Below are 23115 nucleotides of genomic sequence, written 5' to 3' on the forward strand. Positions count from 1 at the left end.
CCTGGCTGAACCAGCAATCTGCACTATCCCGACGGTCCATCTGGAAGGAACATCTGGGTGTAGTATCTGGATGGGGTAGCTAGCTATACTATCTGGATATACTATCCATTTGGGCCGGCTGATCGTGGTAGTGTAATAGTTGGGCTGACTGAGGTAGCTATACTCCTTAGCTATACCGGCTGGCTGGCTCAGTCCGATAGGCAGAACTCACCACAAGAAGACCTCATTTCCGTTCCGCGTGTACGATCACGACTGCGTCGCATCGCCATCGATCTCGTCGAGGGCTTCGGTTGCGACGTCGCCGAGTTCACCGGCCTCAATGTGGGAGTAGCGTTCTCGAACCATCTCTTCGGAGTTGTCCAGATAGCGGGCTGCGACGGTGTATCCGAACGCTCGGACCAGAACTTCACCCATCCCCCGGCGTCCACCGTGGGGGGCGAGATAGTCGTGTTTCGGGTGATTAATTTCGATGCCAGCGTCGTCGGTCAGGCGTTGGAGAATCGACCGCGCTCCATCGGTCGTGATCGATTGGGGGCGAATGTCCTCGTCGAGTGCAAGCAGGAGGTCGCGCACGTGTTCGTCACGCCGGTCGTCGATAGCAGCCGGCCGCAGCCCGCGTTCTGTAAGCGCTTCCTGGACGAGTTCTCCGAGTGACCGCTGATCGAACGTCGGAAAGACTGGCCACCGTTCGGTCGGTGGGTTCAGCTCCTTTCGGTACCGCTTCAACGGGACGATAACGGGATCGGGGAGGCTGGCGGCGTCCCACTGCTGTTTCTTCCGGTAGACATCCATACTACCCTCCTCGAGATTGAGGTCTTCCCACCGGACGCCACGGCGGCGAGGGTCGTCGGGATCACGAAGGAGTTCGCCGACTCTGACGGCCGTGTACGCGAGAAGGTAGACGAGCGCTCGATCCCGTGTCGCTCGGATAGCTCTGTAACGTGCTCGCTGTTGTTCTTTGGGCTCGGCGTCCTCTCTGACTTCTTTTCGACTCTCGACGGCGTCTTGGGCCCGCTCGTCGACGTGTGCCGTGAGCACGTGGCGGTGTTCGGGTGTCCATGCCTGCTGATCACCGGGCTTTCGACCGTCGTCGTCAGGGAGTGGACCGGTCGCACTGGCTCGCTGGGCATAGTGCGCTTCCAGATATCCTTCGTTGACACACCAACCACACCACGCTGAGATGTACGCGTAGTAGGTCTGGACGGTATTTTGCTTGAGTCCACGGTCGCCGGCCAGATGGCGGGCATACTCACGGAAAGTTCGTTCGTCGAGGTCCGCGAATACAGGCTCCCGGTCGACATCATCAGGGACGACTCCGGTCCAGTCGTCATCCCCGCGGTCGCCCGCGGCCCACTCGACAAACCGCTTGAGTTCCCGCTCAGCGTTCCGACGGTAGTTTCCGCCGTCTCCCCCGCGACCTTTGCCCTTGTCTTGGAGGTAGCGTTCGAAGGAACCCGTGAGCGCTGTCGTACCGTCGCGTGTCGATGAAGTATTCTGATTCATTTGGGTTCTTCAGGGGAGCAGGTGGTCGTCCAGAATATCGCTACAACCAATCGGAATCCCTTCCCAAGCGGCTTTAACGGCCTTGTATCCGGTCCAGCCCTCACGTTCCAACAGCTCACCGCAGGCTTCGCAGATCTCACGACGCGAAATGAGCTCGTTGTCGTAGAGGATATAGAACAGAAATGGCGGTGTCACAACACGGATATCTCCGTCTTGGTCGTCGACGGCGCGGCGAATTGAACGCCGGCCGACTGCATCCATCAAGATGACGTAGTCGATAGCCTCGGGATTCTGGACCACTTCCTGTCGGAGCGATTCCTCGCCGGCGTCTGCTCCGTGAGGCCGGGGGATGCTCGTCACTTGGGTAAGCGGTGTCTCGTCATCCTCGAGCGCATCGAGCGCTGTACGGCTCCCGTAATGCAGCCGGTATGGGCGGCTTCCCACCGGTACGTTCTCGCGTGTGTTTTCGACGTGACGCTCGAGTTCCTGTTTGCAGACGTTCGTCGTCGTTAGACCAACATGTGACGTTATTTGAGCCCACAAAGAGCTATTTGCAACAGCGATTAGCGTGTCCGTATCGACGAGGATCGGATACCGTGTGTCGGCGCTAGCCATTTAGACGAGATAGTCACTGGTGTCGTCAGTGGCACCCTCACGGAAGTCGTCAATATCCTCTTCGAGGAGGTCTAGTTCGTCACCGAGGAGCACTCGAGCAGCGTCCTCCGAGATGTCACCTGCCGAATAGCGCTCGTAAATCGCGATTTTGTCGTCGTCCGTTATGGATCGCTGAAGCATCTGCGTAAGCCCCTCACGTGCGAGTTCGCTAATATTGATGCCACCCAGATGAACGGAATCCAGTTCGGATGCCGCTTCCTTAAGCGGACCAGCACGGAATTTGATTGTATCGTCGAGCGATTCCTGACTCATGACAGGAGATATGCGGCCCAATTTGATAAATTGTTCCCCTATGTGTGAACACGAGGGAACAACTCTACACGGACACAGTAGCTGTCAACATATCGCTATTCATCAGCAGCTCCTTACTGAATCGGTGATTGCCTAAAAAAAATCACTCGTCACCTTGTGTTCGGATGAAGCCGGCTCTGAAGGGGTATTGAAAGAGAAATACCGACTCAGACGAGTTCAGACTAACCGTCTCACGGTTCATATGCCGTATCGCGGACCACTACTGTAAAAACATTATATGCAATTCGAGGTGGACGTAAATACTGTTCCAGCCAGGAATGGGCGTAGGGAGAACAATAGGATAGGGCAGCTGGTATATGAGGCGGGCTGCTGTCGCCCTCTCAGCAACTCGGCTGAGGAAACCCAGAGAGATCTCGAACCTGCCCTTGGCGGCTCGATCTGGGGGAAACGGCGTCGTGAGGGAGTTTTACCATTCCTGCTTACCAGACAGCACGGGGATGCATCAAAGTGGTCGTGATTATTGGAGTAATCATGACCATCTCAATATTTCCTCTATCCTCACAAATCCAGCATCTAAAGGCTCTTAACCGAGGAAAACCAGCGAATTGCATTTTTATAAATCGCATATCGCTATACCATTTTGCAGGCTGTGGAAGTTGAGACTACAGCGGGTATGGCAGGTCTGTAATGCGTGGTATCGGCCGAATTGATGAGTGGAATCTGCGTCAGATCGCTTTCTGAACGACCGTTCTTGTTTCCAAATCAACTAATCCAGGGGATTTCTGAGACTCTGGATAGTGTCGCCACTCAGACGCTGCGCTCTCACGGAGAGAGACCCTCACTATCCAATTCCCGTTTCCTTCTTTACCAGCGTCAGCGTGTTGTCGGCTGTCACAATAGGTGAATGCTTGTATTCACCGGTCAACTGCACCTGTACCAGCAGGTCGACGGCTCGCCAGATCGAGTACAGGAGACAGGCGAACGCGAAGTAGAAGAATCGGAGGCCGAAATTCTTTGAGGTCGTCGCACCCATGAACCGCTTGATCGATTTGTAGCCGCTCTCAATCTCCCACCGGTAGCCGTACTCAGTAAGGAGCCCGCTATTCCGATTCGTCATGAACACCGAATACTGCTGATGATCGGTGTGTTCGGAGTTCTCTTTCCGTCGGTAGATCAGTGTCGTCGAGTGCCACTCGTTGTCGCCGAGATGCAGTTTTCGGTCAGTCTCGTAGCGGTCCTTCCCCCGCTTGAGAAGTCGTTTCGCGTGCGCTTTCTAGCTGGTCTGCATCCGCTTCGGCACGACGTAGGACATCCCGCGCTGGCTGAGCATCTCTAGGATGTGCTGGCTGTCGAACTCACGGTCCATCAGTACGTTATCGACATGAACAGCCGCCTCTGCCGAATCCAAGAGGTCCTCGACGATCTCCTTGCGCGTATCTCCTTTGCGCACTGGCCGCGCGTCTAACGCGATTGGAACAGCATTCCCGACCAGTTGGACTGTCGCCCACTGGTAGGCGTACTCGTCGGTTTTCTCCTTCGTCCCAATAATTTCGTCCTCATGCCCGGCCCGATCTCCTGTGAACGGGTCTGATTCAGTTATATCGATGGCAATGATGCCGGCCCGGAAGAATTCCTCCGTCTCTGCTACCCGGTCCAGCAATCGGGTAACCGCTTGTCGATACATCTCCCGAATCTGCTCGATGGAGAGGTCCCGCACATGCTCGCGATGGGCATGGCCGAGCGGTGTCCGCTCCCGATTAGATTCGTGAATGAAGCTCCGAGCGCCCTCATTGACGGCGAGGTTCCCTCGAAGCCCGAGATAGGTCTGGAGATCCCAGTAGGCGTTCTCGTGGATCTCACAGCCCTCGCCACGGTCCAGTGAGAACGCTGGGAATGCAACGCGACTCACCTGCTCAGTGACTGTCTCAGCCTGCTCTAATACGGTCTGGTCATCTGGGTCTGATTCTGTACTCACGTCACCGCTTCTGCGGCTCTGTCGGTCTGGCTCACGTGGGACTGTGACGCCCGAATTCTGGGCTTTGATGAGGATTGTTCGCGCTGCCGTCTTGATGGTGTCTTGGAGATCGGCCGTAAAGCGGTGATTCCAGCTGCGCCACAGGGTTGACTGATCGGGGACCGACTCCAGTCCGAGTTGATCACAGAGATCGGGATGCTGGCAAAGGTATTCGACGAGCGCGGTTTCGTGGTCCCAGCCATGGCATTCTTTCAGCAGGAATAGGCGAAACAGTGTCTCCATCTCGTAGCTCGTCGAGCCTGTATACCGGTCGTGGGGATCGAACTGGACGTATGCGAGCGGCACTGCGTGGACGAATGGTTCGACAGCCTCGTGATCGTCATGTTGGAACCATGGTTCCGCAACGATGCGGATATCCGATTCTACTCCAAGGAGCGATGTGCGATCGAACAGCGGGCTCGACTCGTACGTGGGCCAGTCAAGGTAGGATAGCTGGGCGATCTGCCGGAAGACCGTGCGGCGAGATTCACGTGTTGGGGCCACGGCGGGATGGTGCCGACGACACGCTCAAGAACTCGTATGATTCCTCGGTACACCAGTCCAGTTTCGACTCCAGTTTTCCTCGAAGATCCGGTCCCGCTCCTCCAACTGGTGTTCTATCTGTTCAAGCTCTTCTTCAAGACGTTCTTTCTCACGCTGCTGAGAACCTTCAAGAACCTCTTCTATGTCGAATTCCGGATCCTCGCCGTAATCGAAGTACCTCACAACCAGTTATTCTGGTGTAGACAGTGTTACGGTTTATTCGACGCCGTCTTGCAGAAGACTCTGATATTCTTTTGCTTTTTTCTGGTAGAGTTCCGGCAGTTCCTCGATCTCCTCTTCACTCCATGAGTTCAGGGTTTCCAGAAGCTGCTCTGCTTCAGCGAACCGCGAGTGCGTCTTCACCACAGTTCTTTCTATGGAGTCATCAAGGATTATTGAATTCCGGATGCCACGCTTCACATGAACGAGTTTTCAGATTCTGGGACGACAGGATATCTCTCGCTTTCGTGTCTATCGAACCCACGAACACTTATTTAAAGATACGTCACTATGTTTAGGTAACGACTACAGAGGGTTTTCGAGTTATGGAACGATCACGCCGCCGATTTCTCCACCTGACAGGGGCCACGATCCTCGCTGGCGCAGCCGGTTGCCAAGAGAATACAGGAAACCAGAATACAGCGAACACCGCAACCACCTCACTGACTACAACTGGAGAGAACCCAGAAACTCCAGAAAGTACGGAGACAGGAGAAAAAGTTCAAAGCTTTGAAGATGATAGAAGTTACGAGGAAATTGAAACGCATTTCCATGAAGAGGTTTACCCAGAGACTGTTCCCAACAGCGATTTCTCAGATCCCGTACCTGTAGAGCAGAGAAGAACTTTTGTAGACGAAGCAAATGAAATCGATGAGGAAGACGAAGCACTACAGTACGTAGAAAGCCAATTAGACTTCGAAAAACTAAAACAGGACGTTGAGGATATGGATAATCCTCATCAGGTTGTTGAAGAAGTATTCGGAAGAATCCACCTAGACACCAGCTCTTGGGACCTGAAAAGAGATCATGAGGTAAGAGCCGCTAAATACGTTCTTCACGAAGAACTTGGCTACAGCTCAGAAGAAATACTTGTAGACAGGAGAAAAGGAAACAGCGGTGGAGAAATCACACTCGCATCATCCCTCGTAACAGACGAGAATGGAGAAGTAACCAAATCACTCTCCGCCCCATACGGAAACGTACACGGCGAATTCGAAACACTTCGACCCGGAGAAACACCAAACGAAGGCAGATTCACAGAACGGAATATAGATGGCCAGCATAATGAGGACTATAGAAATGGTTTGGCTGGTATGAATATTGACACCTTTGTTCGTGGAAATGAGGAGATAGATTTCGTTGATGAAGAGGTAGAGAGAGAATCGATAGCAAGGCGTAAACGTCAGGATGATGATTTAATAGTTGGGTATATGGCTGATGCTGATAATGATGTAGTTTATACAGACGACGCAATAGATTATGTCAGTTCAAGAGCCAATCCAGATAATATCAACGCTGATCCTAAAGGAGTGGGTATGGAAGCGAAGAAACTCAATATATCGGCATCAGTCTTCTTCTATGACAATATCCTAGATGCCGAAGAAAACTACAGCATGAAAGTTGATGTAGTAGAAGAAGGAAGTCGTATAGAGGAAGTTACATCTGGATTAGAAGATGAAGAAAAGACTTACATGACGGTAGATATGGGAGAGGAAGTGATGATTTACAGCCAAGAAGAGGCTGTATAACCAACTCCTTCATTACTTCTTACTTAATTAATTGAATGGTAGTCTGAAACATCTCCTGGATACCTTCCCTGAGCATTTCCAACTTCGCCCTCAATCGGGAAGTTTTTCCATGGGTCTTGGCTGCTTGACATGCTTTCGGCTTTCGGATTGTTGGCGGGCAGGTAGTTTTGGAGGTAGGATTGAAGATCTGAGCCAGGTAGATCACTTACACTGATCTTGTTCTCGTCTGAGGGTTCAATTATGATGTTTCCGTTTTGGTTGGTTCCTTCTATGATGTAGCCTGTTTCGCCGGGTTGCACGTTCTTCATGTTTAGGTTGTCGTAGATGTATGCGTGGTTTTGCTGTCCTGGCAGCATCGAATCCAGTCTCTGCTGGAAACCCCACTGACAACTGTACGAGGTCGCGGAACTATCAGTAGGAACAGAAGTAGCCACAACTATGTTCCTCAATTATTCTGGTTGAGTTGCTCAATCTTCTCCAGAACCCCTTGCTCTTCAAGTTCCGCCAGTCGGTCGACCACACGTTGCTTCTCCTTCTGTTCCTCACGTTTTTCGAGGCTGAGCGGTCGGCCGCAGTTCCTGCACTCCGTGTGCTGCGATTGATTCTTAGTGTTGCAGAACAGGCATTCAATTTTCTCATCCTCTGTTGAATCGTGTTTGAGGCCGTACTCCTCCCGGATCGCCTTGTTGACATCGTCGTTGTTGAGGTGGACGTAGACTTTCGCCCTATCCGACCCGGGTTTCCAGCCCGCGAACTTGTTCAACTGTTCGTAGCCCATGAAGGTCGCTACCTCGGTCAAACGGGTATGACGCAGGTTGTACGGTCTTCTCTTGTTGTCGGGAATTCCTGCTCTTTCGCAGGCGTCCTGAAACCGGCGTAGGAAGCTGTCGTACTTCCACCGTTCTCCCTTGTCGGGTTCGTAGAGGCATTCAGTGTCCCCGTGCTTCTGCGGGATTTTCCCGCATTTGCTGCAGCTTTGTTGCTGTGTCTTCACCCATAGAGGTACGCTTGGATCCTTGATATCGCCGATTTGTCCTCCCAGAGGGTGCTGTGCGATCCACTCGTGTAGAGGACGGCCTGCCCGGACCAGTTGGTTGGTTCTATCGGGCGTTCCATTGATTCCTTCGAGGTAAATGAAGTCGCCAAGGGTGTATTGAGGCATTCTCCGTGACGGGCCGTCGATTGACTGGCTATGATTTATGCTGGAGATATGCCATATGCATTGAGACGACCGGCCTCAACTACTGGCAGGCTGTGGAAGATGGGGATACAGCGGGTATAGCGGGCCTCTAATGCGTATATTCGACCGAACCGCAGAAACGAATCTGCTTCAGATCGCTTTCTGACCGGGCGTTCTTGTCTAACAGGCAACTAATCCACCGGATTTCTGAGATTCTGGATAGTGTCGACACTCAGACCCCCGCTATCGCGGAGAGAGTCTCGTTGCTATCCGATTCCCGTGTCCTTCTTCACCAGCGTCAGCGTGTGATTGGCAGTCACGATCGGCGAACACTCTTATTCACCGGTCAACTGCACCTGACCAGCAAAGCGATCGTTTGCCAGATCAAGTACAGGAGACTCGCGAACGCGAAAAATCTGTACACAGAATACAAAGGACATAACCAACACATTTGTTAGAGTCTCGCTGTGTGTTACCCTGAAGAATAACCAACAGATATAATAATATCTGAGCGTTGGTTAGAGATAAGAGCCTGACTCATGGCCGATGATCTAACGGATAGTCTCCGCGATTCACCAATTCCACCCGACGAACTGCCGGATTATCTCGTTGACGCGATCGACCGCCAGGATCCTGACCGGCTTCGCCTTGTCTCGAACTACGCACTGTCGCTCGCAGGCTGGAAAGAGCGACAGGCGGAGCAGGAAGTGTCCGAACAGGCCGAGCAGGATCCAGATGAAGTCCCCGACGAATGGGACGAAGATGACTGGGAAGCGGTGAAGGAGGAGGCTGTTGATAAAGCTGGAATTGCCTCCACGAAGGGAACGATCACCACCAAGACAATCAATGGCAACGACTACTACTACCTGCAGTGGCGCGAGGGAGAGAAGATCAAATCACAGTACATCTCGCCCGTTAGCCCATCGAGTAGCGAGTAATTCGCCCCAGAGCAAACAACGATTACTCTGGGCGATTGTTATATGAAAACAATAATTGAAAACGAAGATGGGATCTTCAGGCTGAGGGTCTAGGCTGGCCTAAAAACAAGGGGCCGGATTATCCGAGGTGAAAAACAACATAGTTCATTTTGGAATTTGTTGGTTGAGAAGACGGAACAATTGTAATCCCCCCACACGAACAGACTGTATCGATGGTTGGCGGCGCAATGGTCGAGTCGATCAGCCGATTCGCCTCCCTTGTTCTTGTTACGAGCCGGTACCTCAGTTTTCTCGCGCTTATCGTCGGTGCCGTTTATTGGGGAACTGGGACGAACTCCAAACGGCGACGTCGGGGGTTGGGCATACTCTGTGGCGGTGCCGGAGCGCTCCTCGTGTACTTTGCGCTCGGCACGGTGTACTCTGTCCTCGGATTCATCGTGGCCGGCACAGGGCCGATGCCGTCGACATCACAGGCGATGTTCGCTCCTGGCATCCGCGGGACGCAGGTTGCTAGCTCAGGGGCGGATCAATCGCTCTATCAGGCGGCAGATGTTCTCTCGAAGGTCGCCGCCATCGCTGGGCAAGCACTCATCGCCTGGGGCGCTGCACTCTACGGTATCTCACCGTCGACGGGCAGAGTCAGCCAAAGTGCGCGAACCAGTCTCAAGACCGGTGTGGGACTCATTCTCGGCTCGATGAGCGGGATCATACTCTCCTTTCTGCCAGCTGTCTTCCCTTCGTTGTTGTGACCAACACACCTCGATTGGTTGGATTCACGTCCATTCCAATGGAAACATAGAAGTGAGGTGGGTCTGAAACCTGTAGTGGAGATACCACATTCGGGCAGTCAATTCCACAGATCGCCAGACTACTCGCGGAGTGACAGTGTCGCCACACCTCGGTTGTCGACGGCTGTCCCCGCTCTGAGCAGGAGTCGCCTCCACAACAAACGAGTCCATCCGACCAATCTATGATCAGCGACAATGCCTGAACGCGTTCCAGTTGCAGACAGTCTCCTCACGAGCAAATTTCGCGGCTTCAGCGTCAAGCGACTCTTCCAGTCTTTCGCGATTCCAATTGCGCCAGCGACCGCAACTTTACTTCTGAATCTCCCGGTCCAGTTTTATGGCCCGCTCGGCATCGCCGGGTGCGTCATCGGCGGCCTGGTGTTCGTGAAAACTCCTGCCTGCCAGCGTCCGCACCGATGGCTCCTCGGCATGTGCAAAATCCGCTATACCGATGCAACGTATCACTGGCAACCGACCCACCCTGAAGCGACTACCGTGACCTACGAAAGCTACTTCCACTCGACCGACGAGGAGAAAACCCGCACCGACGGCGGGGACACACCAGACGAGGAAACCCAGGTCGAACGCCTTCTCGGCAGTGACGACACGGCTGACCATCTTGACTTCGAGTACATCCGCGACGACGGCGTCATCGTCACCGAGGACAGCGTCTCGATGATTATCGAGATCGGCCCGCGCCCGTGGCTCATTCTTGACAGCGACCAGAAAGAAGCAGTCCTGGAAGCGTGGAGTGACATCCTGATGGGCACCCAGTCAACCTTTCAAATTCTTACGCTCCCGACGCCCTACGACGCTTCAGAGTACACACATCGCCTCGAAGAAGCCAACCGGACGCGCGACCCCGATGAACACCCGCTGATGAGTCACGGACGGGCACAACATCGCCACTGGATCGACAACGTCGTCTCCATGGCCGATATCCGCGACCGCCAGCACTTCATCGTCGTCACCGTCAGGAAATCGATGGCTGCGGACACCGACGAAGAGGAGGGTGGGTTCCTGAGTCGCCTCCGACCAGCTGGGGACGAAGAGGAGATTGACCACGATATGCTGGCTCGCGAGGTCCGCTCGCGCGCAGAGAACATGGCGTCGTCACTCCCGCCGACGGGCGTCGATCCGGAGATCCGGGACGACCCCAACGAAATCAAGCAAATTCTCTATTACTACTACAAGGGTGACGAGCCACCGGAGAATCTGGATCATGGCTGGCTCACTGAACACGCCCCGCCAGAGGATGTCGAGAAAGACGGGGCACAGCGCCCCAATCAGGTCAACACCCACCAGCCCAGCGAGTGATTACGATGATTGGTCCATACACTCTCTCACGACCGGAACTGATTGCCCTCGGTGTCGCTGCCAATGCGCTCATCGCGGCACTGATGGTCGCCATGACCAGCTGGCAGTACCGCCACTCGAAAGTCCGCGCCGGCGTCGCTGGGATGGTGGTCGGCATCAGCGGTATCGTCATCCAGCGCTATGCTGGCGCTCGCATGATTACCGCCTCCTGGCCCGCGTATCGCGCTGGGTTGTTCGCCGGTGCGATCGCCGCGGTCGTCGCAGCCTGTATCACCGCTGCTCTGGTCTGGCGGACGCCGCTGTTCGTCGAGGTCGTCCTCCCGTGGCGGACCCCACGTGACGACGACTCGGCAGATACCGACCCGGATCAGGAGACATCGTCGCTCACCGACCGACTCCCGACCCCCGGCGGTGAGGACGACGTAGATGACGACGACGGCCGTATCTCCATCGACGACCTCTCGGGCGAGGAGATGCAGGAGGCCATCGAGTATCTCGAGGCCGTCGGCCAGGAGCCCGATAAGGACGCCATCGAGAAAGCCGCGTACCAACTGGCTTCGACGGACGAGACGACACTGGCCACACCGTTCACCACCGCTGAGGAGAAAGGCCGGATTGATCGGTCGGTCCTCGCGCCAGAGGTCATCGACGAGGAGGCGAACTGGCACTCCCGAGATGGGGACTTCTACCAGATCCTCACTGCATCCTCGCTTCCACGGTTCCTTTCTTCGGGATGGTTGCTTCCGCTAACGCTCGCGTCAGAGGACGTGCGCCTGTCGATGCAAATCAATCCGCGTGAGACAGAAGATGTGAAATCGCGCCTCCAGAAGCGGCTGACCCAGATGAAAAGCGCGATCCAGCGGAAGAAACGCCGCAACCGCACGGACACGCACGAACAAGAGCACGAAGCCGAGGAACTCGACCGCCTGCTCGGAGAACTCGTTCAGGGAACGACCAAGCTCTTCGACGTCTCAGTCTTTGTGGAAATCCGTGGCCAAACCCTTGAGGAGATGCAGGAAGCGAGAAAGCGAATCCAGCGCCGCGCCCGCCAGCAGGGGCTTGATCTAACGCCGATCCAGGCCGAACAGGACGCCGCACAGGCGTCGGTCGCTCCGCTGGCCAGCCCGGAGATAGAGAACCACAACACAGTCCAACTGGAGGCACTGACGCAGTGCTTCAATTTCGTTGAGCCGGCTGTCGACGACGAGAACGGGATCCTGCTGGGCTTCGACAACACGAACCGGCCGGTAATCATCAATCGGTACGGGCTTTCGGGCCACTCGAAAGCCATCAGCGGCAAGGTCGGATCGGGGAAGACCTACGCGACGAAGATGGCGCTGTGGCGTCGGATCCTGGTCGACGACGACCTCAAAACGATCATCTTCGACCCGCTTGGCGACGACTTCGTCGACTTCGTGGAACAGCTGGGTGGCACCGTGATCAAGTTCGGTGGCGACTACCGGATCAACCCGCTCGATATCGACGCGGCCGCTCACGATGCGACCACGCAGGAGAGTGTGTTCAAGCTCAAACTCTGGAACGTCGTCCGACTCTTCGGGACGTATCTGGACGAGAAAGACGCCGACGGGATGACGTCTGGCGACGAGGGAGTCATCTCGAATGCAATCTACTACGCTTACCTCAAGAAAGGCATCACGCCGGATCCCGAGACGTTCGACCGGGAGAGCCCGATTATCGACGACGTGATTGAGGGTGTCGGGATCATCGCGAACGGGGGGCTTTCCGATGAGGAACTCAAGGAGATCATCCCCAACAGGCTCGGTGTCACCTACGACGATGATGGGCTGACGGTCGACACCGACGCCGACGATATCGAGAGCGAGGTGCTGGATGCAGTGACGAACCTCCAGACACCGCCGGAGCGCTATCGGACCATCGCACGGCAGTTAGAGCCCAAACTCGAATCGCTCAAGCAGTGGAACATCAACAGCAACCTCAACGGCCCGAGCAACATTGACCTCGACGACGATCTGGTTGTGTTCGACATGAGTTCGTTCGCGGACACGGGCGAGATGCCGATCATCATGCACGCGATGCTTAACTGGGCCTACGACGAGGCTCGCCGGTCGGAGAAAAAGACCGACGTGACCTTCGAGGAAGCACACTACCTGCTCCGCCGTGACGGTGCGCGGGATCTGATCAACCTGTTCATCCGGCACAGCCGTCACTTCAGCGCCGGCCTGACGCTCATCAGCCAGACCGCCGAGGAGTTCCTGAAAAACGACGCCACGCGAGAAATCTACGACAATTGCGACGTGAAGCAGCTGTTCTATCAGGAGAACGTCGGCCCGGAGGTCGTCGACTACTTCGAGCTCTCCGAAGACGAGGTGCGCGATATTCAGCGCGCCACTCGTGGCGAGGACGCCGATTACTCGGAATGTCTGCTGAGTACGTCCCAGCACGGACGCCGGTGGCTGGATGTCTACTCCGGCGAGTTCGAGCACCACATCCTCGACGACGACCGCGACCCGTGGACGTACCTCCAGAACGAGGGGATGCTCAGCGAACGCGATCGGCGGTGGATGGAGAACAACGGATACCCCAGCTCGGTACAGCCACAGTCGGCCGTCGACGATGATGCGCTGTTGGACGGTATTGATCCAGAGCCGGAGTCACCCGACGAGGCTGACGTGATGCCTGCAAATCTGGAATCGCAGGCCCAAGGGGGTGAGAGCGATGATTGAGACCAGCACGCTGGTGGCCGCCGCCAACTACGTCATTTTGGTCGGGATTCCCGGTCCTGGCGATATCGCTGATGCGATCTTCGGGGCGTTCCAGGGATTCATCAGATCGATCCTCGAGGGATTCTTCCAGCTGACAGGAGTTGCACTCACACCACTGCTGAAGATCGTGAACCCTGCCACGTCCACAAAGGCAGTTGAGGCATGGCAAGCATCGTTCAAACTGGCTGTGGCGCTGTTCCCCCTGATGATCGTTGTCGGCTTGCTGTCGATGCCGTGGGCAGACCGACAGAAGGCACACCTCTGGCGGCAGGGGTTCCGGATTGCCTCCGTCGTGTTGATCATCGCGCTCTCGAAACCGCTGATCGGACTCGGCGTTGATGCGATGAACGCAGTGACGATGCAGATCGCGCCGGAGCAATTCAAGCTGAATTTCAATCCGGGGAGTAACCAATTCAACATCGAATCGACGTTCGGGTCGATGGCGCTGATCGCGGCCTACTTCCAGGCGGCGGTCCTGATGATGATCGCGACCCCGCTGTCGATTTTCGCGCTGGCCCTGCGAACGTACATCGTCTATATCGTGTTCCTTGGAGCGCCGATTTGGGCCGTCATGTGGTACCCCGACTGGGGCTTTGGCGTCCATATCCACAAGTTCGCCGCCAAGGTCGGTCGGATGGGAGTGTATGCACTCTTGGCAGGCCCGCTTCTTGGCGTGGCGCTTCGAGCGATGAAGGTCATCATGGCTGGTGGCGTGGTCCAGGCTGGCGCTGGCGGTGGTGCGACGCGGTATTGGACACAACTGGTGCTAGTCGTTCTGGTCCCGTTCGTACTCGTCGCGATCGTGTTCAAAGCGATCAGTTGGGCCGGCCAGCCGATGGGCGTCGGCAAAGCTGTTGGCATGGCGACGACAGCCGCCATGGCCGCGGGCGGCGCGGCCGCCGGCGCAGCTGCTGGGAAGGGTGCGGTTGCCGGTGCGGACGCTGGTGGCTCTGCTGCCGGCGCTGTGAGCGCCTCTGGCGGTGGTGGCAACGGCGGGAGTGGATCACGTCGCCGCTCCGGATCGAGTAACGGCGGCTCCTCGAGTGGCGGGACACCCCGTGCAGCTATCGACAACGGTAATCTCGGCGATCAGATGGATGGTGACGTCCAGAGTGCCGGGAAAGGTCGGCCGCCGAGTTACTTCGACGGCGCGGCAGCGCAGGCCGCTGGCGTGAAGGAAAGGGCGAAATCAGCGGTGGCCAATAGCCGAGGAGTTCAAGCAGCTAAAAATGAGGTCAGCAATATTCGCAGGGGGGCTCGCAACCGCCGTCCGAGTAACTTTGCACAGTCCTACAGGGAAAACGCGGAGTGGCTGGAAGATCAAGCCGACAGTGGCTCTTTGGATCTTAGTGAGGCCCATGAGCGTGGGATACTTGGAGACGAACCAGTATTCGATGGGGAGGTTGACATCCCAGAGTCGAAGAACGTTCGTTACATGACCAGTAGTGGGGAATGGCAAACCGTCGATCTTGACGATAGGTATCAGACGATGATGAGAAATTCCAAGATTGCGGCTACGGGCAGTCATAGTGCTGAAAAGGCAGCAGCGGCGACAGCGGTGTCCATGAAAGCCGGAAAGAAAGGCGGAAAGGCAACCGCCAAAACTGGGGCCGCTACGCTCCGAGCAGGCGCCTACGGAATGGGTGGCTATGCACCCGTAATGGCACATGACCGGGCGAAGCAGAAGCACAGTGGTGATGGGCGCGCCGCCTCTCGGGGCGATGTCGAGAAAGCAGCGACCGCTAAGAACACCCGCAAAGAAACCCAACAAAGTGGAGCTGGTGCCAGTTCCCCTCAAAATAGCGGGAGTCAAAGCACTACGAACGACACTGGCGCAGGAGATGCCGGCGGACCCGATGGAGCCTAATACTTAATTGGGCCTCACAAAATTATTCGATCAAGAACAGCACTAAACGATTCTTATGACACTGTCTCCTAAACTAGGAATTCTTGGCATCCCGATCACATGGGATGAACTCATCGGCTTTGTTTGGTTTGCGATTTGGTTCTGTGTTCTATCGTTTATCTGGATCCAAGGCTACAGAGATCTCTGGAGAGTGGACCAGTGGGCGGCTCCTAGTATCCCTTCCACGGCGAGGGATTGCTTGGAGAGTATAGCCGATATTACGAAATTTGTCGGTTTCTATGCAATTTCGTATCCGATGGCAGGACTCCTGGTATCGGGGGCTGAGAGCATTTGGATGGAAGGCAGTGTGATCATTGAGGCTGTTGTAGTACTGTCTGTCCTTTTTATAACTCTGGCTTTCAATCTTAACGAAGCAAGCGAAGTTTGGAACCCGTTCCACGTGGGGGTGCTTACGTCATTGCTCACTCTTTTCACCTTCATCGGTGGCCTCTATGCAGGTATCGCAAGTCTGCCAATGATCGGCCAGCTTTCCCATCAAAAAATCCTCCAACTGAGTTACTACCCTGGTGGAGTGATGTGGCTGATCGCTGCATATCCGCCGGAGTTCTTACAGCGATCACAGACTGCTGAGGCCGTCCAAGACAAAGAGCGAGTTCCAGCTTCAGCCGGCGTTGAAACGTCCTCGGCCCGCCCGGATTCGTCGCCGACCCGAACTACAGAGTCCACACAGGGACCTCAGTCACCACAGATGCACGACGGCGGATTTGAGAATCCGCACCCGGACGAATCGACCGCTACCCACGAACAGAAGACCCAGATGATCCCTGAAAACCTCGAATTCGATTGGCAGGAGCCACCCGAAACCACCTTCGACGACGTCGGCGGTTACGAGTCCGTCAAAGAAGAACTTCGAGAGGACGTGGTTTCCCCATACGTCAACGACAGCGCGGGCTACGACCGCTTTGGTGTCACGCCCGATCAGGGCGTCCTGTTCCACGGTCCGCCAGGGACGGGGAAGACACTGTTCGCACGAGCGCTCGCGAACGCTCTCCAGCGGCCCTACGTCGAACTGAGCCAGTCCCAGCTGACGAGCAAGTGGATCAACGAGGGACCCGACCTCGTCAATCGGCTGTTCGAGGAAGCCCAGCAACTCGAAGGCGTCGTGTTCATCGACGAGGCCGAGTCGCTATTGGGGAGTCGCGACGATGGCCTCTCCACGAATCGTGAGGATGCGAAGACGACCAACACGTTCCTGAACAAGCTCTCTCAGGACGACCAGCAGTTCTTCGTCGTGCTCACGACGAATCGGAAGGAGCAGATGGACGAGGCGGTCCTGCGGCCCGGCCGGATCGACAAGCACGTCGAGATTCCGCTGCCCGATGCGGAGGCCCGCTTCCAGATCCTCAGAACCCAGCTGGAAGACGTGCCGACTGCCCTTCGTGACTCAGAATTACAGGAGATGGTCGAGGAGCTTGAGGGCGCGTCTGGCGCGGATCTCGAGCAGTTAGTGGCCGATGCACGGCGGAGTGCGGCCAAGGAGAATGCCGAGGCACTCAAACGCGAGCACTTCGATCTGAGCGTAGTTGTTGCTTAAACAGAGGGACAGAGACAATCTAAACCATCTCCTGCATTTCTCCTCAAACCGAAAACAGCATTAGAAGCGCTTTTTTGACTTCTTGTTCGCCGTCTGCTGTGAGTTGCCCGATAGCCCGATTCGTTCTGAGTGATCCAGGGGCGATGGTGCGGAGTGCCCATGGCAGCAAATGCGGCGTCTTGTTAAATGAGATATCCTCGTAATGATGGGACTCTAACGGGGGCGTCGGATGCTGAAACTGGGAGACGCTCGTTCCTAGGCACATCACGGCGCATTCGGTTGCACCATAGGGATGTGTCTCGTGGGAGAGGACAACAACAGGCCGCTCGGGATGCACACCAGTTGGATCGACAGCCCAGCAGATTGAGCCCGCAGAAAATCGATTAGACATCGAATTCGTCCTCTAGTTCGTCAACTTCAGACTCGAAATCACCGTCTTCAATTGCATCAGTATCTGCCTCTCGGCCAGGGTCTGGTTCCGGAGCATCGTCATTGTCAGGATGGGCAGAGAACATCGCTTCAGTCTCAGCAACACTGTGTGGGTACCGACGCAGATCCTCACGGTCGTTCAGTCCGTGATAGTATCCTTCTTCCATCCGACCGACGTATCCCTGCTCATGAAGGCGACGCAGTGTCGTCGTTGCAGTTCCCTTCGGGATATCTAACTCCTCAGCAATTTCGCTTGGAGCATATGCGAGTTCGAGATTCTGATACAGGAAGACAACGATTTCTGATTTCGTTGTCCCTGGTTTGAGGTCAACATCTTCAGGGTGAGATTCACGATGGATCGGCATGTACGTAGATGTAATCGCCTGTATCTAAAAGTAGCTTGGGGTGGTAAATCGGGACGAGCCCCTTTTGTGGAGCCTTGACAGAGTGTTGGCACTCAAAAAGAGAATAGCCGGAAGTCAATAATGCTCGTATAAAGTTGTTTCAAACTGGGTAGCGAGATGGATCTTCCGCACTACCGGAGTTGGAGCGTTGACTATTCGTCACAATCACAGGGTGGTGTTGGTGTAGGACCCACACATCTTTGTAACTCCTAACAGTATGGAAATCTAACACCTATATCACCTCATGATGGGGAACCCTGAGAACGTCCCCGCAGAACTCCGCCAGACCGATCAGTGGATCTGCTGGCGGACGAAAACGCGGGACGGCAAAACGACGAAAATTCCAGTCGAACCAGGAACCGGGGGCCATGCATCGACGGACGACCCCACGACCTGGACTAGTTTTCGAGAAGCTCTGCAGTTCTCAATGCAGGGTGACGCCGTCGACGGTATCGGCTTTGTCTTTACCGACGAGGATCCGTACGTTGGCGTCGACCTCGATAACTGTCGGGAGCCCGACTCAGGAGAGATGGATGCGTGGGCGACGGACGTGATCCAGACACTCGACAGCTATACTGAGGTCAGCCCGTCTGGGACTGGGGCGCATGTTCTGATCATAGCTGACAAACCCGGTGACCGCAATCGGAAAGACGATATCGAGATCTACGAGACGGGCCGGTACTTCACCGTCTCCGGCGCTCCATTCTCAGATCGAAACGGCGGCATCGAGGAACGTTACCGGGCGCTCGAATCGGTCTATGACGAGTACCTCGGTGAGAAAACCACGATGGACACGAGCTGGCTCGAGGACGAAGCCAGTACCAACGGTACCGACCAGTCGGCGGCGGGTGGCGCAGTCCTCTCGTCCAACAGTGACACCCCAACGGGACCCAGTAGAAACGGGAAGACGTCTGCACAAAACGGCAAAACTCCCTCAACAGCGGATAGCAGCGACGAATTAGCATCAGTGCCAGGGCTTTCCGGGACAAACGCGGCTCTCGTCGAGCGCGCTCTGAACGCAGAGAATGGCGAGAAGTTCCAACATCTCTGGGAGGGAAACTGGAAGGGGCGGTACGAGAGTCAGTCTGAGGCCGACATGGCATTCTGTTCGATGCTCGCGTTCTGGACGGCGAAAGACCCCCACCGGATGGATACGATCTTCCGGCAGTCCGGATTGATGCGGGAGAAGTGGGATGCAGACCGTGGTGAGAAGACCTACGGCCAGATGACGATCAGCAAGGCACTTCGCCATGTGACCGACACCTTCGACCACTCGAATCTCGATCTGGATGACAAACATGATCAGAACGCACAGTCACAGAGACACCGGTCGGACTCTCAACCTGCCAACGGCGGCTCGCCTGTTGGGTCTGGAGGAGAACACCAGGACAGCCCTGGAGAAGACCGGGCCTCGTCGACGACACAATCTGACCAAACGCCACCTACAGAGAGCACTCGTCGCGATCCGGTGGTCCGGGGATCGCACGCAGAGTCACGTAATGACACCCAAAATCGGGACCGCACCGGAACGAACCAATCTACGTCGGAGTCCCGCCGGCGTGACGACACTGGCGCTTCCCGTACGACCACAACCCAGTACTTCGAGGACTGGTACACCCAGATTCTCGACTTCCAGGGGAGTGTTCCACCATGGGTTGAGCAGATCGCGGGCCGGATCCAGGAACTCGAGGGTGAGGTTGATCGCAACGAACAGCTCATGAAGCACTGGAAGAAGAAAGCCGAACAGCAAGAAGAGGAGATTACGCGCCTGCAGCAACGGATCGACCGGCTGGAGGCTGCCCTCGATATCGAGGACACCGATCAGGAGCAACCGTTCAGTGAGTCCGAGCCACCTAGTGATGGTGATGATGATTCCGGACGGTTTGGCTTCCTCGGGTTATAGTGGAGAGTCGAGTTAGAATATATTTGCTTGAAAGGACAATAATTAAGACACTTCAGACAGTTATCTAATCTGCCGATGTCACTCGGTAAGAAAGCCCTGCTTGTAGTGCTAGCCGTAGCACTACTGAGCGCAACCTTCGTTCAGCCAGTTGCAGCACAGTCTAGCTGTGACCCTAGTAACACGGACAACTGTGATGCGGGCAAGGACGGTCTTTCATCGATGCTCTCGAACGTCCACTCGCTCGCAATGATGGTTCTGAAGTACGTCGGATTTATCGCGATCGTTGCGGGGGCCGTTCTCTGGTGGAGTGCTCGGAAGAGTTCCTCCCGCGCCCAGTACGGAATGTGGCTCTTCGGCGGTGGTGCTGGAATGATCGTTTTCTACTTCGGGTTCGGGATCTTCATCTCCGTCCTGAAGTTCATCACCAACGTCGGTGGCCCCTGAGAGGCAAACTCACCATCCAACTTCCCGCTACACGAAAACAGACTCCTTCACTCTCTCTTTCAGTACCATGATCCCGCCGAGACTTATTTTGATACTCGCGTCCGGAATGAAGGCTATCGAAGACGCCGTCCGATTCCCCGCCCAGCTGGCAGACCTCTTCAAACTGTTCGGATTCACCTGTGTGATTCTGGGTGTGATTGCGTATTTCACCAGTCACCGTGGCAGTCAGAAACGCGGGTGGGGCAAGTGGCTCGCGTTCACCGGGTCGATCATGGCGATCATTGGTCTGGCCCCAGGAACCCTGCTGTCGATAATCCACTACATGATCCCGTGATGGAGCAGTCCGGAGTACAGAGCATGACCCTCCACACGTAGCTAGTCGTTCCCGAGAACACCCTCAATGACACAATATGCTCGTCGATCCGTCGCTCGTAGCGTCGCCATCTTTGCAGTCGTATCGTGTCTCGTCTTACAGACGTTCGTGGCCACTGTGCCGGCAACAGCGCTGACGACGTCCCCACAGCCCGCTATCCATACGGACTCCTCGAATAGTACAACTAACACTGCTGCTTCGGCCAGTTCTTCGGGGCCGTTCAAAATCCTCGCGTCGGCTGACAGTGATCCAGCGCGGAATGAGACGATGATCCCGTTCACCGACTACGGTCCGGATGGGGCCAATACCTACAATGTCTCCGCCGGAATCCCACCGTTCGCGTTCGACACGACGGGGTTGCCGAATGGGAAGATCAACGCGTTTGCGCCCCGGACAGACGGCTTTCGGAAACAGCTCTCGACGGATATCCACATCCCCTACGAAGATAAGTGGGTCAAGCCAGACGAGACGGCCATCGTCTCGGCCGGGAGATTGAGAAACAAGACGGTCACGACAGCCGGTGTGAATCATGAGGTAGTAAACGGCTATTATGCGCTGGGGAAAGCCGAGCCACGGAACGGGTGGCTCCCAACTCGGAATGCCCTGATTACAGGCGGTTCCGATCCGCGGATCGTGAACCCGTGGGCAGTCGAAGTGAACAAGGGGAAGACGGTGTCCTACGAGAGTCGCAATAGTAAGGCCGTTTCCGAGTTCGACACGAAGCCGCGAATCGCCAAACGCCCAGTTGGCAGTTCGATTGGGTCGAATTGGTTCGACGGCGGTGGAAAGATCAAGTTCCACAGTAACTTCTCAGAGCGGAATGTTACCGTCCTGAAAAACCAATGGGCCGGCATCGCCCGAACGTCGCCAGGGGCATTTCTGGACGGACAATTCATCGTCAGCCCAGACGGTGTTACGGTTTTGGCGCCGTCGGATTTCCGACTGATCAAACCATCAAATTGGGAAACGACACTCGAGGACGAATGCAAGGTCACAACGCGTGTTGCTCTCCCAGGAACAAACAACTCCACAACCAAGACCGAGTATTACGATGTCCGCAAATGGGAGCAGCTGTCCATCGTCGACACAAAGGTAACCAAGCGTGTCTCACTGGGTGGCGATGAACGGCGGGGCAGGAGAGCGACGTTCAACTTTGGCAATCCACAGAGCGGTACGTTGCAGGTATCCCACCGGGTCGAAGTGACGCTCCAACGGCGGTGGGGGAAAGAAGGAGAGCACCCGGACTGTGTCTCAGAGAGCCATAGCGAGACGATTGCCACCAAATCGACTGTTGCCGATAGCACTGGAGTCTCGGCCGCACAGCCCGATGAATTGTCGGTGACTGTCCATGCGATTGATCGAGAACCGACGAATGAACTCTACATCACGATCAATGGGACGCAGGATTTGTCCGGACAGCCACTCGGTCAGATTCGGCTCTCACCGAGTGGATCGAAAAAGTCCGAGACGATATATGGTCCCTGGCGATTCTACCCGGTTTCGCTGTACGACTCGATTACGAAGTTTGTCGGAGATCGTAAAAAGACAGTTCCGACGACCTTCGATCATCCGGTGGGAAAGAAAGAGGCAGCGCATCTGTACCGGGACTACGCGGCACTGGGGAACTGGTCGAAACGTGGCCAGCTCCGATACCAGATCGACAAGCGCACGTCGTCGACGACCATCTCAGATCGCTCGCTCCCGCAAGGGATTGTGAACCGGGAGGGGGAGACGCCGCTCTATACCCGCTACGCTGGCAAGACCTACATGACGGATGCCCAGTTGCAGAACCTACAGGCCAGTGCTGAGGACATCTTCGGGAACAGTATCCAGACGACGGTCAAGCATATCACCTACCAGGAGTCCAAGATCAAGATGCAAAATGACGGGAAAACCGTCCATGTCCGGCTGTTCGATCCCGATACATCGGCTGGGATTAGCGGGGCAAAACTCGCCGTCGACGGGGTGAAAACGAATACTGTCACGACGAACGCGAGTGGGTGGGCGACTGTTCACGCGACCGAGGCGCTCGTAACCGTCGGGTTCGAGGGCACTGACCCGATGTCCGGTGCCAGTACGTTCTACGAAAAGGCCTACACGAGCCACTACGTCCGGATTTTCATGTTAGAGCGGTCGGGCGATCTGTATCGCTGGCTGTCGGGGATGATCCATCAGGTCATGTTGGTCGTCGAGTGGGCAGCATTGCTGCTGTTCCTGATGTGGTACAGGCTCGTGTTCAAGCCGAACAGGGAATCTCGATAGGCGTGGTATGAGGAATAGTGGTTTCGTAGGCTCACGGGTGAACCATCCGAAAAAATGAGACTGCTTATTTATCAGCCTGTTCTGTGAATGATAGGATCATTGCAAATGCGCCGATACCCAGTGCTGCGAACATAATT

At 55.6% G+C, this 23115-nt stretch carries 20 protein-coding genes and 1 pseudogene; 11 read left to right on the forward strand and 10 right to left on the reverse strand.

The features are described from left to right. Nucleotides 1–246: 246 nt before the first annotated feature. From ACOZ4N_RS00455 to ACOZ4N_RS00480, 6 genes and pseudogenes are all read right to left on the reverse strand, one after another. Nucleotides 247–1503: a tyrosine-type recombinase/integrase gene (locus ACOZ4N_RS00455; protein ID WP_424016105.1), complete on the reverse strand. Its 1257-nt coding sequence runs from the start codon at nucleotides 1501–1503 to the stop codon at nucleotides 247–249. Nucleotides 1504–1512: 9 nt separating this feature from the next. Then, complete coding sequence (locus ACOZ4N_RS00460) at nucleotides 1513–2118, reverse strand: hypothetical protein (RefSeq protein WP_424016106.1); 606 nt, start codon at nucleotides 2116–2118, stop codon at nucleotides 1513–1515. Next, nucleotides 2119–2430, reverse strand: a complete 312-nt coding sequence (locus ACOZ4N_RS00465) for a hypothetical protein (protein ID WP_424016107.1) — start codon at nucleotides 2428–2430, stop codon at nucleotides 2119–2121. A gap of 841 nt (nucleotides 2431–3271) precedes the next feature. Beyond that, nucleotides 3272–4948: pseudogene (locus ACOZ4N_RS00470) on the reverse strand (transposase). 24 nt (nucleotides 4949–4972) lie between these two features. Beyond that, entirely contained in the window at nucleotides 4973–5170 is a 198-nt protein-coding gene (locus ACOZ4N_RS00475; protein ID WP_424016108.1) for a hypothetical protein, read from the reverse strand. Nucleotides 5171–5203: 33 nt separating this feature from the next. Further along, nucleotides 5204–5407, reverse strand: a complete 204-nt coding sequence (locus tag ACOZ4N_RS00480) for a hypothetical protein (protein WP_424016109.1) — start codon at nucleotides 5405–5407, stop codon at nucleotides 5204–5206. Between the two features lie 125 nt (nucleotides 5408–5532). On the opposite strand from ACOZ4N_RS00480, the gene ACOZ4N_RS00485 reads away from it, so the two are divergent. Further along, nucleotides 5533–6735, forward strand: coding sequence for a hypothetical protein (locus tag ACOZ4N_RS00485; protein ID WP_424016110.1), 1203 nt, complete (start codon nucleotides 5533–5535; stop codon nucleotides 6733–6735). Between the two features lie 23 nt (nucleotides 6736–6758). On the opposite strand, the gene ACOZ4N_RS00490 is transcribed toward ACOZ4N_RS00485, so the two are convergent. Together ACOZ4N_RS00490 and ACOZ4N_RS00495 are read right to left on the reverse strand one after the other, a co-directional pair. Continuing rightward, complete coding sequence (locus tag ACOZ4N_RS00490) at nucleotides 6759–7091, reverse strand: hypothetical protein (protein ID WP_424016111.1); 333 nt, start codon at nucleotides 7089–7091, stop codon at nucleotides 6759–6761. An 89-nt stretch (nucleotides 7092–7180) separates the two neighbouring features. Then, on the reverse strand, nucleotides 7181–7897 hold the full coding sequence (locus tag ACOZ4N_RS00495; protein WP_424016112.1) for a hypothetical protein: 717 nt from the start codon (nucleotides 7895–7897) through the stop codon (nucleotides 7181–7183). A 557-nt stretch (nucleotides 7898–8454) separates the two neighbouring features. On the opposite strand from ACOZ4N_RS00495, the gene ACOZ4N_RS00500 reads away from it, so the two are divergent. The 6 genes from ACOZ4N_RS00500 (at nucleotide 8455) to ACOZ4N_RS00525 (ending at nucleotide 17163) form a co-directional block, all read left to right on the forward strand. Continuing rightward, complete coding sequence (locus tag ACOZ4N_RS00500; protein WP_424016113.1) at nucleotides 8455–8853, forward strand: hypothetical protein; 399 nt, start codon at nucleotides 8455–8457, stop codon at nucleotides 8851–8853. Between the two features lie 212 nt (nucleotides 8854–9065). Continuing rightward, nucleotides 9066–9602, forward strand: a complete 537-nt coding sequence (locus ACOZ4N_RS00505) for a hypothetical protein (protein ID WP_424016114.1) — start codon at nucleotides 9066–9068, stop codon at nucleotides 9600–9602. 234 nt (nucleotides 9603–9836) lie between these two features. Continuing rightward, nucleotides 9837–10958: a hypothetical protein gene (locus ACOZ4N_RS00510; protein WP_424016115.1), complete on the forward strand. Its 1122-nt coding sequence runs from the start codon at nucleotides 9837–9839 to the stop codon at nucleotides 10956–10958. A gap of 5 nt (nucleotides 10959–10963) precedes the next feature. After that, nucleotides 10964–13663 (forward strand): VirB4 family type IV secretion system protein, encoded by a 2700-nt coding sequence (locus ACOZ4N_RS00515; protein ID WP_424016116.1) that lies wholly within the window; start codon nucleotides 10964–10966, stop codon nucleotides 13661–13663. Continuing rightward, nucleotides 13656–15569: a hypothetical protein gene (locus tag ACOZ4N_RS00520; RefSeq protein WP_424016117.1), complete on the forward strand. Its 1914-nt coding sequence runs from the start codon at nucleotides 13656–13658 to the stop codon at nucleotides 15567–15569. Before ACOZ4N_RS00515 ends, ACOZ4N_RS00520 begins: the two co-directional genes overlap by 8 nt. A gap of 295 nt (nucleotides 15570–15864) precedes the next feature. After that, nucleotides 15865–17163 (forward strand): ATP-binding protein, encoded by a 1299-nt coding sequence (locus tag ACOZ4N_RS00525; protein WP_424016118.1) that lies wholly within the window; start codon nucleotides 15865–15867, stop codon nucleotides 17161–17163. A 383-nt stretch (nucleotides 17164–17546) separates the two neighbouring features. Here the strand turns inward: ACOZ4N_RS00525 and ACOZ4N_RS00530 are convergent, their stop codons facing one another. Then, the gene (locus tag ACOZ4N_RS00530; RefSeq protein ID WP_424016119.1) at nucleotides 17547–17957 is read right to left on the reverse strand and encodes a winged helix-turn-helix domain-containing protein; all 411 of its coding nucleotides are present in this window, start codon (nucleotides 17955–17957) and stop codon (nucleotides 17547–17549) included. A 283-nt stretch (nucleotides 17958–18240) separates the two neighbouring features. Here ACOZ4N_RS00530 and ACOZ4N_RS00535 point away from each other — a divergent pair, with 283 nt between their 5' ends. The 3 genes from ACOZ4N_RS00535 to ACOZ4N_RS00545 all read left to right on the forward strand — a co-directional run bounded on the left by ACOZ4N_RS00535 (nucleotide 18241) and on the right by ACOZ4N_RS00545 (nucleotide 20677). Next, a complete protein-coding gene (locus ACOZ4N_RS00535; RefSeq protein WP_424016120.1) occupies nucleotides 18241–19899 on the forward strand; it encodes a hypothetical protein in 1659 nt (552 codons plus the stop codon). Between the two features lie 75 nt (nucleotides 19900–19974). Beyond that, nucleotides 19975–20343 carry a hypothetical protein gene (locus tag ACOZ4N_RS00540; RefSeq protein WP_424016121.1) on the forward strand — a complete coding sequence of 123 codons (369 nt, stop codon included), beginning with the start codon at nucleotides 19975–19977 and terminating at the stop codon, nucleotides 20341–20343. A 67-nt stretch (nucleotides 20344–20410) separates the two neighbouring features. Continuing rightward, complete coding sequence (locus ACOZ4N_RS00545) at nucleotides 20411–20677, forward strand: hypothetical protein (protein WP_424016122.1); 267 nt, start codon at nucleotides 20411–20413, stop codon at nucleotides 20675–20677. Between the two features lie 41 nt (nucleotides 20678–20718). Here the strand turns inward: ACOZ4N_RS00545 and ACOZ4N_RS00550 are convergent, their stop codons facing one another. Then, nucleotides 20719–20997 carry a hypothetical protein gene (locus ACOZ4N_RS00550; RefSeq protein ID WP_424016123.1) on the reverse strand — a complete coding sequence of 93 codons (279 nt, stop codon included), beginning with the start codon at nucleotides 20995–20997 and terminating at the stop codon, nucleotides 20719–20721. Between ACOZ4N_RS00550 and ACOZ4N_RS00555 the strand changes: the two genes are divergently transcribed. Then, complete coding sequence (locus ACOZ4N_RS00555) at nucleotides 20984–22978, forward strand: hypothetical protein (RefSeq protein ID WP_424016124.1); 1995 nt, start codon at nucleotides 20984–20986, stop codon at nucleotides 22976–22978. The genes ACOZ4N_RS00550 and ACOZ4N_RS00555 overlap by 14 nt on opposite strands. Nucleotides 22979–23115 lie beyond the last annotated feature (137 nt).

Source organism: Halorientalis pallida (genome assembly GCF_049605515.1).
Classification (GTDB): domain Archaea; phylum Halobacteriota; class Halobacteria; order Halobacteriales; family Haloarculaceae; genus Halorientalis; species Halorientalis pallida_A.